The 12,447-nt window shown below is 72.6% G+C and carries 10 protein-coding genes; 9 read left to right on the forward strand and 1 reads right to left on the reverse strand.

Features of this window, described 5'->3' with window-relative positions:
- Positions 1–24: 24 nt before the first annotated feature.
- The 3 genes from FB554_RS06975 to FB554_RS06985 all read left to right on the forward strand — a co-directional run bounded on the left by FB554_RS06975 (position 25) and on the right by FB554_RS06985 (position 2,454).
- Positions 25–732: an ABC transporter ATP-binding protein gene (locus FB554_RS06975; protein WP_236022320.1), complete on the forward strand. Its 708-nt coding sequence runs from the start codon at positions 25–27 to the stop codon at positions 730–732.
- The gene (locus FB554_RS06980; protein ID WP_142005304.1) at positions 729–1,487 is read left to right on the forward strand and encodes an ABC transporter permease; all 759 of its coding nucleotides are present in this window, start codon (positions 729–731) and stop codon (positions 1,485–1,487) included. Before FB554_RS06975 ends, FB554_RS06980 begins: the two co-directional genes overlap by 4 nt.
- 67 nt (positions 1,488–1,554) lie before the next feature.
- A complete protein-coding gene (locus FB554_RS06985) occupies positions 1,555–2,454 on the forward strand; it encodes a COX15/CtaA family protein (RefSeq protein WP_142005305.1) in 900 nt (299 codons plus the stop codon).
- Between the two features lie 226 nt (positions 2,455–2,680).
- Here the strand turns inward: FB554_RS06985 and FB554_RS06990 are convergent, their stop codons facing one another.
- Positions 2,681–3,646 carry a heme o synthase gene (locus FB554_RS06990; RefSeq protein WP_142005306.1) on the reverse strand — a complete coding sequence of 322 codons (966 nt, stop codon included), beginning with the start codon at positions 3,644–3,646 and terminating at the stop codon, positions 2,681–2,683.
- 192 nt (positions 3,647–3,838) lie between these two features.
- Here FB554_RS06990 and tkt point away from each other — a divergent pair, with 192 nt between their 5' ends.
- Genes tkt through pgl form a run of 6 tightly spaced genes read left to right on the forward strand, consistent with a single transcriptional unit; the run spans position 3,839 to position 12,395 of the window.
- Positions 3,839–5,998, forward strand: a complete 2,160-nt coding sequence (gene tkt / locus FB554_RS06995) for a transketolase (protein WP_142005307.1) — start codon at positions 3,839–3,841, stop codon at positions 5,996–5,998.
- Between the two features lie 2 nt (positions 5,999–6,000).
- Entirely contained in the window at positions 6,001–7,146 is a 1,146-nt protein-coding gene (gene tal, locus FB554_RS07000) for a transaldolase (protein ID WP_142005308.1), read from the forward strand.
- Positions 7,143–8,822, forward strand: a complete 1,680-nt coding sequence (locus tag FB554_RS07005; protein ID WP_236022321.1) for a glucose-6-phosphate isomerase — start codon at positions 7,143–7,145, stop codon at positions 8,820–8,822. Before tal ends, FB554_RS07005 begins: the two co-directional genes overlap by 4 nt.
- Positions 8,819–10,363 carry a glucose-6-phosphate dehydrogenase gene (gene zwf, locus FB554_RS07010; RefSeq protein ID WP_142005309.1) on the forward strand — a complete coding sequence of 515 codons (1,545 nt, stop codon included), beginning with the start codon at positions 8,819–8,821 and terminating at the stop codon, positions 10,361–10,363. The genes FB554_RS07005 and zwf overlap by 4 nt, the downstream gene beginning before the upstream one ends.
- Complete coding sequence (locus FB554_RS07015) at positions 10,360–11,661, forward strand: glucose-6-phosphate dehydrogenase assembly protein OpcA (protein WP_142005310.1); 1,302 nt, start codon at positions 10,360–10,362, stop codon at positions 11,659–11,661. Before zwf ends, FB554_RS07015 begins: the two co-directional genes overlap by 4 nt.
- Positions 11,658–12,395, forward strand: coding sequence for a 6-phosphogluconolactonase (pgl, locus tag FB554_RS07020; protein WP_142005311.1), 738 nt, complete (start codon positions 11,658–11,660; stop codon positions 12,393–12,395). The genes FB554_RS07015 and pgl overlap by 4 nt, the downstream gene beginning before the upstream one ends.
- Positions 12,396–12,447 lie beyond the last annotated feature (52 nt).

The following is a 12,447-nucleotide window of genomic DNA, read 5'->3' on the forward strand; positions in this document are numbered from 1 at the left end:
CGGCGCGGCCTAGAATCCTCGGTCGTGACCGAGACCGTCGTCGTGGCAGGCCTGCGCCATCGCTACGGCGACGTCGTCGCGCTGGACGACATGTCCTGGACGGCCGAGGCCGGCCGCATCACTGCGGTCCTCGGCCCCAACGGCGCCGGCAAGACCACGATGATCGAGATGGCCGAGGGGCTGCGCTGCCCCGACGCCGGCTCCGTGCGGGTGCTCGGCCGCGACCCGTGGCGCGCCGACGCCGAGCACCGCGCCCGCGTCGGCGTGATGCTGCAGGACGGCGGCCTGCCCGGCGGTACCAAGCCGCGCCGGCTGCTCACCCACCTGGCCGCCATGCACCGCCGGCCCGCCGACGTCGACGACCTCGTCGCCCGGCTGGGCATCGACGCCTTCGCCGGCACGGCCGTACGCCGGTTGTCCGGTGGTCAGCGCCAGCGGGTCGCCCTCGCGGCAGCCCTCGTCGGGCGCCCGGAGGTCGTCTTCCTCGACGAGCCCACCGCCGGGCTCGACCCGCACGCCCGGCGCGACGTGTGGCGGCTGCTGGACGAGGTGCGCGACCTCGGCGCCACGCTCGTGGTCTCCACCCACTCCTTCGGCGAGGCCGAGCGGCTGGCCGACAAGGTCGTCGTCGTGGCCCGCGGCCGGGTGGTCGCCGAGGGCACCGTCGACGAGGTGGGCGGGTCCGCCGGGCTGGAGCAGACGTACTTCACCCTCACCGAGGACGTGCGATGAGCCACGTCGCGGCCGCCCCTGCGGCACCGCTGCAGCGCATCCGCGCCCAGGCGGTGTTCGAGACCCGCACGCTGCTGTCCAACGGCGAGCAGCTGCTCGTGTCGCTGGTGCTGCCGGCGCTGGCGCTGGTCGGGCTGGTGCGCGCCTCCTTCCCCGACCTCGGGCCCGAGCCGCGCGTCGACGTGGCGACCCCCGGCGTGCTCGCGCTGGCGGTCGTCTCGACCGCGTTCACCGGGCAGGCCATCGCCACCGCGTTCGACCGGCGCTACGGCCTGCTCCGCCTGCTCGGCGTCACCCCGCTGGGGCCGCGCGGGCTGCTCGCCGGCAAGGCGGCCGCGGTCGGCGCCGTGCTGCTCGTGCAGCTGGCGGTGCTCGGCGCCCTCGGCCTCGCGCTCGGCTGGCGCCCGGCCTGGTCCGGGCTGCCCGGCGCGCTGCTGCTGGTCGCGCTCGGGGCGTACGCCTTCGTCTGCCTCGCGCTGACCCTCGCCGGCGCGGTGCGCGCCGAGGGGGTGCTCGCGCTCGCGAACCTGGTGTGGGTGCTGCTGCTCGTCGGCGGCGGCCTGCTGCTGCCGAGCCGGCTGCTGCCCGCCCCGCTGGAGCAGGTCACCCCGTGGCTGCCCTCCGGCGCGCTCGGCGACGGACTCCGCTCGGCCCTGATGCACGGCGGCCTGCCGGTCGCGGCCACCCTGGTGCTCGCGGCCTGGAGCGTCCTCGGCACGGCGCTCGTGGCGCGGCTGTTCCGCTGGAGCGACTGACCCGGCCGCTGCGCGAACGACCGACCCGGTCGCCGGGTCGCCCGAGGTCGCGACCTACCCTCGTCGGGTGCCCGACTCCCCCGCCAACCCGTGGCTGCGCCGACTGCTGATCGTCAACCTCGTCGCCGAGGTCGGCATCGTGGTCACCGGCGGCCTGGTGCGCCTCACCGGCTCGGGCCTGGGCTGCCCGACCTGGCCGCGCTGCACCGCGGACTCCTTCGTCCCGGTGGCCGGGCAGGAGGAGGGCTTCCGCAAGTTCATCGAGTTCGGCAACCGCACCCTCACCGGCGTCGTGTCGATCGCGGCGCTGCTGGTGATCGTCGCGATCTGGAAGCTGGCGCCCGAGCGAGCAGCGTTGAAGCGCTTGGCCTTCCTGCCGCTGATCGGGGTGGGGCTGCAGGCCGTCGTCGGCGGCATCACCGTGCTCACCGGGCTCAGCCCGACCACCGTCGCGCTGCACTTCCTGGCCTCGATGGTGCTGATCTGGTTGTCGACCTACCTGCTCTACCGGGTGACGCAGGAGGGTGACGAGCCGCCGACCAGCGACGTGCACCCCGCGATCCGCTCCGTCGCCTACGCCGTGAGCGCGGTGCTGGCGGTCGTGCTCGCGCTCGGCACGGTGGTCACCGGCAGCGGCCCGCACTCCGGCGACGCCGACACCCCACGCTTCGGGTTCGACCCGCGCAGCGTGTCCTGGCTGCACGCCGACGCGGTGATGCTGTTCGTCGGCCTGGTCGTCGCGGTGCTCGTGGCGACGCATGCCACCGGGGCCAGCGAGCGAGTACGCCGGGCCTGGCTGGTGGTCCTCGGCCTCACCCTGTTCCAGGGCGGGCTCGGCTACCTGCAGTACTTCACCGGCATCCCGTGGCTGCTCGTGCTGGTGCACATGCTCGCCGCGTCGCTGCTGGTCGTCGCGGTCACCTGGGCGGTCCTCACGCTGCGCAGCCGGGACCTCGTCACGGCCTGACCCGGCCGGCCCCGCACCCGGGCGGCGCTCGCCGCAGATCGTGCGTTGACGTACGGGATGCCGAGCCCGCCCGCGGAATCCTGGGCCTCGCCCGCTCAGATCGTGCGTTGACGCACGAAATGCCGAGCCCGCCCGCGGAATCCCGGGCCTCCCCCGCTCAGATCGTGCGTTGACGTACGAAGTGTGGCCGTGAGTTTGGACCGTGCCGGAGCCGCGCGGGGCTGGGTCAGCCGAGCGGCAGGTGCCACAGCGGGTCGATCGCGACCCCGAGGAAGACCAGCGTCAGGTAGCTGATCGAGAAGTGGAACAGGCGCATGGGGCGCATGCCCGCGCCCTCGGGGTGCCCGGCGGCGCGCTGCAGCCGGTGCGACTCGAGCAGGAAGACGCCGCCGCTCACGACCGCGACGACGGTGTAGACCCAGCCCATCCCGCCGACCGGGATCAGGGCGAGCGAGGTGAGCACGGTGGCCCAGGCGTACAGCACGACCTGGCGGGCGACCTGCTGCCGCTCGGCGACGACGGGCAGCATCGGGACGCCGGCGGCGGCGTAGTCGTCGCGGAAGCGCATCGACAGCGGCCAGTAGTGCGGCGGGGTCCAGAAGAAGACCACGAGGAACAGCACGACCGCCGCCCAGCTGAGCGAGTTCGTGACCGCGGACCAGCCGATCAGCACCGGCATGCAGCCGGCGACCCCGCCCCAGACGATGTTCTGGGACGTGCGGCGCTTGAGCAGCATCGTGTAGAAGCCGACGTACAGCGCGATGGCACCGAGCGAGAGCATCGCCGAGAGCCAGTTGACCAGCAGCCCGAGCCACAGCACCGACGCGACGCCGAGCACCAGCCCGAAGGTCAGCGCGGCCCGGGGGGTGATCGCGCCGGTGACCAGCGGTCGCCCCTCGGTGCGGTGCATGAGCCGGTCGATGTCGCGGTCGAGGTAGCAGTTGAGCGTGTTGGCCGACCCGGCCGACAGGCTGCCGCCGATGAGCGTGGCGAGGATCAGCCACAGGCTCGGCACCCCGCGCTCGGCGAGGAACATCACCGGGAAGGTGGTGACGAGCAGCAGCTCGATGATGCGGGGCTTGGTGAGCGAGACGTAGTCGGCAACCACCTGGCGCGCACTGCGCTGCGGGGCTCCCGGCGACGCGTGCGACGTCCCCGCGGCAGGGATCGGGCGCGGCTCGGTGGCGGTCACGGCATCCTTCGTCACGGCTCGTGTGTGGTGGGACACCCCCGGGAACACCGTCCGGTGGTCGGGTGGTTGTCCCAGTCTAGCCGGGGGCGAACGCCATTCAGCCGCCCCCGGTCCCGGGCCTCGTGCGGCGTGGACCCACGCGACTAGGCTCGGGACCGAATCAATGGCCGACCCTTGAAGGAGCCAGCACTCGTGACCAACGACCAGTCTTCCGCCGGCCGCCGCGACAGCAGCCTCGCCGACCCCATCGTGTCTCGCACCGGTTGGACCGACCTGGACGTCCGCGCGGTCGACACCGTCCGCGTCCTCGCCGCCGACGCCGTGCAGAAGGCCGGCAACGGCCACCCGGGCACCGCGATGAGCCTGGCGCCGTTGGCGTACCTGCTCTACCACAACGTGATGGAGTACGACCCGAACGACCTGGAGTGGTTCGGTCGCGACCGGTTCGTGCTCTCGGCGGGGCACAGCAGCCTGACGCAGTACATCCAGCTCTACCTGTCCGGCATGGACATGGAGCTGTCCGACCTGCAGGCGCTGCGCACGTTCAAGTCCAAGACACCGGGTCACCCCGAGGTCCACCACACCGCGGGCATCGACATCACCACCGGGCCGCTCGGCTCGGGCCTGGCCTCCGCGGTCGGCATGGCCATGGCGCAGCGTCGCCAGCGCGGCATGCTCGACCCCGACGCCGCGCCCGGCGAGAGCCCGTTCGACCACCACGTCTACGTCATCGCCTCCGACGGCGACATCATGGAGGGCGTCTCCTCCGAGGCCAGCTCGCTCGCCGGCCACCAGGAGCTCGGCAACCTCACGCTGATCTACGACGAGAACTACATCTCGATCGAGGACGACACCGACGTGTCGTTCAGCGAGGACGTCGCCAAGCGGTACGAGGCCTACGGCTGGGACGTGCGGATCGTCGACTGGCGCGCCTCCGCCGACGAGAACGGCGGCGGCTACGTCGAGGACGTCGACGCGCTGCTGCAGGCGATCGAGGAGGGCAACAAGGTCCTCGACAAGCCGAGCCTGATCGTGCTGCGCACGATCATCGCCTGGCCCGCCCCCAACAAGATGGACACCGGGAAGGCGCACGGCTCGGCCCTCGGCGACGAGGAGGTCGCCGCGACCAAGAAGATCCTCGGTTTCGACACCGACAAGACCTTCGAGGTAAGCCAGGAGGTCATCGACCACACCCGCTCCACCCGCGGCGAGCGCGGCAAGAAGGTGCACGCCGAGTGGCAGCGCAAGTACGACGCGTGGCGCCAGGCCAACCCCGAGGGCGCCAAGCTGCTCGACCGGCTGCTCGCCCGCGAGCTGCCCGAGGGCTTCGCCGAGGCCTTCCCGACCTTCCCGGCCGACGAGAAGGGCATCGCCACCCGCGCGGCGTCCGGCAAGGTGCTCACCGCCCTCGCCCCGGTCATGCCCGAGCTGTGGGGCGGCTCCGCGGACCTCGCCGAGTCGAACAACACCACCATGGAGGGCGAGCCCAGCTTCGTCCCCAAGGACAAGCAGACCGACATGTGGCAGGGCGGGCCGTACGGCCGCACGCTGCACTTCGGCATCCGCGAGAACGCCATGGGCATGGCGATGAACGGCATCGCGCTGGAGGGCCTCACCAAGGTCTACGGCGGCACCTTCCTGGTGTTCTCCGACTACATGCGCCCGGCCGTGCGCCTCGCCGCGCTGCAGGAGCTGCCGGTCACCTACGTCTGGACCCACGACTCGATCGGCCTGGGCGAGGACGGCCCCACCCACCAGCCGATCGAGCACCTGGCCGCGCTGCGCGCGATCCCGGGCCTGGACGTCGTACGTCCGGCCGACGCCAACGAGACGGCGGTCGCCTGGAAGACGATCCTGCAGTCGGTCGACCACCCGGCGGCGCTCGCGCTGACCCGCCAGGCGGTGCCGACGCTGGACCGCGACGAGTACGCCTCGGCCGACGGCGTCGCGAAGGGCGCCTACGTCCTCGCCGACGCCGAGGGCGAGACCCCCGACGTGATCCTGGTCGCCACCGGGTCCGAGGTGCAGCTCGCCGTCGAGGCGCGGAAGTTGTTGAAGGCCAAGGGCGTTGACGCTCGTGTGGTGTCCATGCCGTGCCGTGAGTGGTTCGTCATGCAGCCCGACGACTACCAGGAGTCCGTGCTGCCGAAGGCCGTGCGCGCTCGGGTCAGCGTCGAGGCGGCGACCGACTTCGGCTGGAGCGACATCATCGGTGACGCCGGCCGCAGCGTCGCGATCGACCACTTCGGCGCCAGCGCCGATGCGGCCACCCTGTTCCAGGAGTTCGGCTTCACCCCCGAGGCGGTCGTGTCGGCCGCCGAGGAGTCCATCGCAGCAGCAGGAGGGAACTGAACATGGCCACGACCAACCCCCGCATCAAGGCGCTCTCCGACGTCGGGGTCTCCATCTGGCTCGACGACCTGAACCGGCCGATGATCACCAGCGGTGACCTGCAGCGGCTCATCGACGAGCAGGACGTCGTCGGCGTGACGACCAACCCGACGATCTTCGCCACCGCGCTGTCCGACGGGACGGCCTACAACGAGCAGGTCGCCGACCTGGCCGCGAACGGCGCCGATGTCGAGCTGGCCGTCTTCGAGCTCACCACCGACGACGTGCGCAACGCGTGCGACGTCATGCGTCCGGTCTACGACGCGACCGACGGCCAGGACGGCCGGGTGTCGATCGAGGTCGACCCGCGGATGGCCAAGGACACCGACGGCACGATCGAGATGGCCCGCCGCCTGTGGCAGCAGGTCGACCGGCCGAACGTGATGATCAAGATCCCCGCGACCGAGGAGGGGCTGCCCGCCATCACCGCGGCGCTGTCCGAGGGCATCAGCGTCAACGTCACGCTGATCTTCAGCCTCGACCGCTACCGCGGCGTGATGAACGCCTTCCTCACCGGTCTGGAGCAGGCCCGCGAGAAGGGCATCGACCTGTCGACCATCCGGTCGGTGGCGTCGTTCTTCGTCTCCCGCGTCGACACCGAGATCGACAAGCGGCTAGACGAGATCGGCACCGACGAGGCCAAGGCCCTCAAGGGCAAGGCCGGCGTGGCGAACGCGCGCCTGGCGTACCAGGCCTTCCAGGAGGTCTTCGCGACCTCGCGCTGGCAGACGCTCGCCGACGACGGCGCTGCTGTGCAGCGTCCGCTGTGGGCCTCGACCGGGGTCAAGAACCCGGACTACTCCGACACGATGTACGTCGTCGACCTGGCCGTCGACGACACGGTCAACACCATGCCGCCGAAGACGCTGCAGGCGCTGGCCGACCACGGCGAGGTCAAGGGCGACCAGGTCACCGACCACTACGACGAGGCCCGCGAGGTGCTCAACGAGCTGGAGCGGGTCGGCGTCAGCTACCGCGACGTGGTCGACCTGCTCGAGGTCGAGGGGCTGCAGAAGTTCGAGGACTCCTGGGGCGAGCTGCTCGGCTCCGTCGAGAGCGAGCTGACCAAGGCCGGCGGTGCGCCGGAGAAGCAGGAGGCGGCGCGGTGACCGAGCCCGACACGATCGGCATCACGGTCACCGCCTCGGGGGCGGCCGCGGACGCGATCGACCGGCACCTGCCCGGCCTGGTCGAGGCCGGCTTCGCCGGCAAGCTGTTCGACCAGGACCCGACGCTGTGGGGCGAGGCCGCCCAGGAGGAGGCCGCCAAGCGGCTGTCCTGGGTGGGCCTGGCCCGCTCGTCGCGCCCGCTGGTCGGTGAGATCTCGGCGCTGCGCGAGGACCTGCGCGGCAAGGGCGTCGACCACGTGGTGCTGTGCGGCATGGGCGGTTCGTCGCTCGCGCCCGAGGTCATCTGCGCGACCGCCGGGGTGCCGCTCACCGTGCTCGACTCCTCCCAGCCCGACATGGTGCGCGCGGCGCTGCGCGACCGGCTCGACTCGACCGTGGTGGTCGTCTCGTCCAAGTCGGGCTCGACGGTCGAGACCGACAGCCAGCGACGGGCGTACGAGCAGGCCTTCCGCGACGCCGGGATCGACCCGGCCGAGCGGATCGTCGTCGTCACCGACCCTGGCAGCCCGCTCGACGGCGAGGCGCGCGAGGCGGGGTACCGGGTGATCAACGCCGACCCCGACGTGGGCGGGCGCTACTCCGCGCTCACCGCGTTCGGTCTGGTCCCGAGCGGGCTCGCGGGCGCCGACATCGAGCGGCTGCTCGACGAGGCCGAGGCGATCACCGACCTGCTCGCCGACGACGACACCAGCAACCCCGGGCTCCGGCTCGGGGCGGCGCTGGGCGGCACCGAGCCGCTGCGCGACAAGATCGTGCTGATCGACGCCGGCACCCAGATCACCGGCTTCGGCGACTGGGCCGAGCAGCTCATCGCCGAGAGCACCGGCAAGGACGGCACGGGTCTGCTGCCCGTCGTCGTGGGTTCGGCGGCCGACGGCCCGCAGACCGACGACGAGACCTGGGTGCTGCTGATGCCCTCGGACGACGACGAGTCCGAAGACAACGCCACGTCCGCCTCGAGCGACGGCACCGGCGGCGAGTCGACCGTCGGGGTCTCCGGCGCGCTCGGCGCCCAGCTGCTGCTGTGGGAGGTCGCGACCGCGGTCGCCGGCCGCCTGCTCGGCATCAACCCGTTCGACCAGCCCGACGTCGAGAGCGCCAAGCAGGCCGCTCGCGACCTGCTGGGCGGCGGGTCCGGCGCGGCCGACGAGCCGGCGTTCGTCGACGGCGACATCCAGGTGCGCGCCGCGGGCGGCGACTGGCTGGGCGACGCGAGCACGGTGTCCGACGCGCTGCGCCGGCTCATCGACCAGCTCGGCCCGACCGGTTACCTCGCGGTCATGGCCTACCTGGACCGGATCGCCGACAGCGCCCTCGCCGACACCCGGGTGCCGCTGGCCACGTCGCTCGGCCGCCCGGTGACGTTCGGCTGGGGACCGCGCTTCCTGCACTCCACCGGGCAGTACCACAAGGGTGGCCGCCCGGAGGGGGTCTACCTGCAGATCACCACCGAGCCACGGGAGGACCTTGCGGTGCCAGGCCGCGACTTCACCTTCGGCGAGTTCGTCTCCGCCCAGGCGGGCGGCGACGCCAAGGTGCTCGCCGACCACGGTCGCCCGGTGCTGCGCCTCCACCTCACCGCGCACGACGCCGGGCTCGCGCAGCTGACCCGCGCGATCTCCGAGGTCAGCGGGAACGGCGCGGGGGCGCGGTGAGCCCGGCACGCGTCGCCAAGGGGATCAACCCGCTCCGGGACGTCGAGGACAAGCGCCTCCCCCGCATCGCGGGGCCGTGCGCCATGGTGCTCTTCGGGGTCACCGGTGACCTGGCGAAGAAGAAGCTCATGCCGGCGATCTACGACCTGTCCAACCGCGGGCTGCTGCCGCCGGGCTTCTCGCTCGTCGGCTTCGCCCGCCGCGACTGGGCCGACCAGGACTTCGGCAAGATCGTCTACGAGGCCGTGCGCGAGCACGCCCGCACGCCGTTCCGCGAGGACGTGTGGCGCAACCTGGCCGAAGGCTTCCGGTTCGTGCCCGGCACGTTCGACGACCCGGCCGCGTTCGACCTGCTCGCCGAGACCGTCAACGAGCTCGGCGAGACGCGCGGCACCGGCGGCAACATCGCGTTCTACCTGTCGATCCCGCCCGGGTTCTTCTCGGTCGTGAGCGAGCAGCTGGAGCGCAGCGGGCTGTCGACGCCCTCGCGCGGCAGCTGGCGGCGGGTGGTCATCGAGAAGCCGTTCGGGCACGACCTGAAGAGCGCCCGCGAGCTGAACGCCATCGTCGAGAAGGTCTTCCCGGCCGACTCGGTGTTCCGGATCGACCACTACCTCGGCAAGGAGACGGTCCAGAACATCCTGGCGCTGCGCTTCGCCAACCAGATGTTCGAGCCGGTGTGGAACTCCCACTACGTCGACCACGTGCAGATCACGATGGCCGAGGACATCGGCATCGCGGGGCGCGCCGGCTACTACGACGGCATCGGCGCCGCGCGTGACGTGATCCAGAACCACCTGCTGCAGCTGCTCGCGCTCACCGCCATGGAGCAGCCCAACTCCTTCGACGCCACCGACCTGCGGATGGAGAAGGAGAAGGTGCTCGCGGCCGTGCGCACGCCCCGCGACTTCGGCAAGGCCACCGCCCGCGGGCAGTACGCCGCCGGCTGGCAGGGCAGCGAACCGGTCATCGGCTACCTGCAGGAGGAGGGCATCAGCCCCACCTCGCGCACCGAGACCTACGCCGCGCTGAAGCTCGAGGTGGCGACGCGTCGCTGGGCGGGGGTGCCGTTCTACCTGCGCACCGGCAAGCGGCTCGGCAAGCGGGTCACCGAGATCGCGGTGATCTTCAAGCGGGCGCCGCAGATGCCGTTCACCGACACCGCCACCGAGGAGCTCGGCCAGAACGCCATCGTCATCCGGGTGCAGCCCGACGAGGGCATCACCATGCGCTTCGGCTCGAAGGTGCCCGGCGCGGGCGCCATGGAGGTGCGCGACGTCACGATGGACTTCGGCTACGGCTCCTCCTTCACCGAGACCAGCCCGGAGGCGTACGAGCGGCTCATCCTCGACGTGCTGCTCGGCGACCCGCCGCTGTTCCCGCGGCACGAGGAGGTCGAGCTGTCCTGGAAGATCCTCGACCCGGTCGAGCGGTTCTGGGCGCGCACCGGGCGGCCGCAGGCCTATCCCGCGGGCACCTGGGGTCCGAAGAGTGCTGACGAGATGATGCGCCGCGACGGCCGCGTCTGGAGGATGCCGTGATCGTCGACCTGCCCAACACCAGCACGCGCGAGGTCGCCAAGCGGCTCGTCACGCTGCGCCACGACATGGGGGCCGTGGCCCTCGGTCGGGTGATGACCCTGGTCGTCGACGTCGAGGAGACCGGGGCCGACGAGGCCATCGAGGCCGCGACCGAGTCGACGCGCCAGTCGCCCAGCCGGATCATCGTGCTGGTGCACGGCACCCGGCGCGGGGTGAACCGGCTCGACGCGCAGATCCGGCTCGGCGGCGACGCGGGGGCGAGCGAGATCGTCGTGCTGCGCATGCACGGCAAGCTCACCGACCACGGCCGGGCCGTGGTCACCCCGCTGGTGCTCGCCGACTCCCCCATCGTCGTGTGGTGGCCCGGTGCGGCCCCCAAGGACGTCGGCGAGTCGCCGCTCGGCGAGCTGTCGCAGCGCCGGATCACCGACGTCCAGACCGCTCGCAACCCGCGCGCGGCCCTGACCCGGATGGCCAAGGCGTACGTCCCCGGTGACACCGACCTGTCGTGGGCGCGGATCACCCGGTGGCGGGCCCTGCTCGCGGCGGCGCTCGACCAGGCGCCGTACGAGTCGGTCACCGACGTCACGGTCAGCGGCGCCAGCGACTCGGTGAGCAGCGACCTGCTCGCCGGCTGGCTCGCAGTGCGGCTGCGCTGCCCGGTGAAGCGGGCCCGCACGGCGGCCGGCTCCGACATCGTGAGCGTGCGGATGGAGCGGGAGTCGGGCCCGATCGACGTGGTGCGCACCTCCCCCACGCTGGCGACGATGAGCCAGCCCGGGCAGCCGGTGCGCCGGGTCAGCCTGCTGCAGCCGACCACGTCGCAGGCGATGGCCGAGGAGCTGCGCCGGCTCGACCGCGACGACTCCTACGAGGAGGCGCTGATCAAGGGCCTGAAGCTGGTGTCGACCACCACGCTGAGCGGCTCCGACGCGGTGCGCACCGACGAGGCGCCCGACGTCGAGGAGGCGCGGCGCGCGGGCGAGAGCGCCCGCCGGGCCGGGGCCCAGCTCACCGGCAGCGCGATGGTCGAGGCCAAGCCCGACGACGCCGCCTCCGAGGAGCAGGTCAAGGAGGCCGCCGCCCGCAAGCTCGACGCCAAGAAGGCCGAGCGCAGCGAGGACCGGCTGCGTGCCCCGCGCACGACGGCCAAGAAGTCCGGTGCCAAGGCGGCCGCGAAGCAGTCGACCGGCAAGAAGGCCGCGGCGAAGCGATCGGCGGCCAAGAAGTCGGCCAGCAAGCGGTCGACGGCGAAGAAGTCGGCCACGCAGAAGACCGCGAAGAAGGCCTCGTCGTGAGCGCCGAGCCGCAGGTGCGCCGCCACCCCGACAAGCAGGCCGCGGCCGGGGCGGCTGCGGCGGCCCTGGTCGAGGCGCTGGCCGCCGCCCAGGCCGAGGGCCGCGAGCCGCAGGTCGCCCTGACCGGTGGCTCGATGGGCTCGGCGATCGTCCAGGCGGTGCTCGACGGGCCGCACGACCAGGTCGACTGGTCGACGGTCACGGTGTGGTGGGGCGACGAGCGCTACCTGCCGGCCGGCGACCCCGACCGCAACGACGTGCAGAACGACGAGGCCGGACTCGACCGCCTCGGGCTCCGGCCCGAGCGGGTGCACCGGGTCGCGGGGCCCGATGCGTCGGCGTCGCTCGAGGAGTCCGCGACGGCGTACGGCCACGAGATGCGGGCCGACGGGTCGGGCGAGTTCGACGTCGTGCTGCTCGGCGTCGGGCCGGACGGGCACGTCGCGTCGCTGTTCCCGCAGCACCCGGCGCAGCGCGTCGGCGACGCGGTCGCGATCCCGGTCACCGACTCCCCCAAGCCGCCGCCCGAGCGGGTGTCGCTGACGTTCGAGGCGCTGAACCGCGCGCGTCAGGTGTGGTTCCTGGTGGCCGGCGACGACAAGGCCGAGGCGGTCGCCGCCGCGCTGCGGCCGGGCGCCGATCGGTGGGACGTGCCCGCCGCGGGCGTGCGCGGCCGGCTCGCCACGACCTGGTGGCTCGACGAGCCTGCGGCGTCCGGCCTCCCGCAGGACTGACCGGCGCACGAGAACGCCCCGGGCACGAAGCCGCAGAACGCGGTTCGTGCCC

The sequence above is a fragment of the Barrientosiimonas humi genome (genome assembly GCF_006716095.1).
GTDB lineage: Bacteria > Actinomycetota > Actinomycetes > Actinomycetales > Dermatophilaceae > Barrientosiimonas > Barrientosiimonas humi.

Excerpts from the sequence above, each read along its gene's own strand:
- FB554_RS06980 (WP_142005304.1), top strand. The coding sequence starts at position 729 with ATGAGCCACGTCGCGGCCGCCCCTGCGGCACCGCTGCAGCGCATCCGC.
- tal (WP_142005308.1), top strand. The coding sequence starts at position 6,001 with ATGGCCACGACCAACCCCCGCATCAAGGCGCTCTCCGACGTCGGGGTC.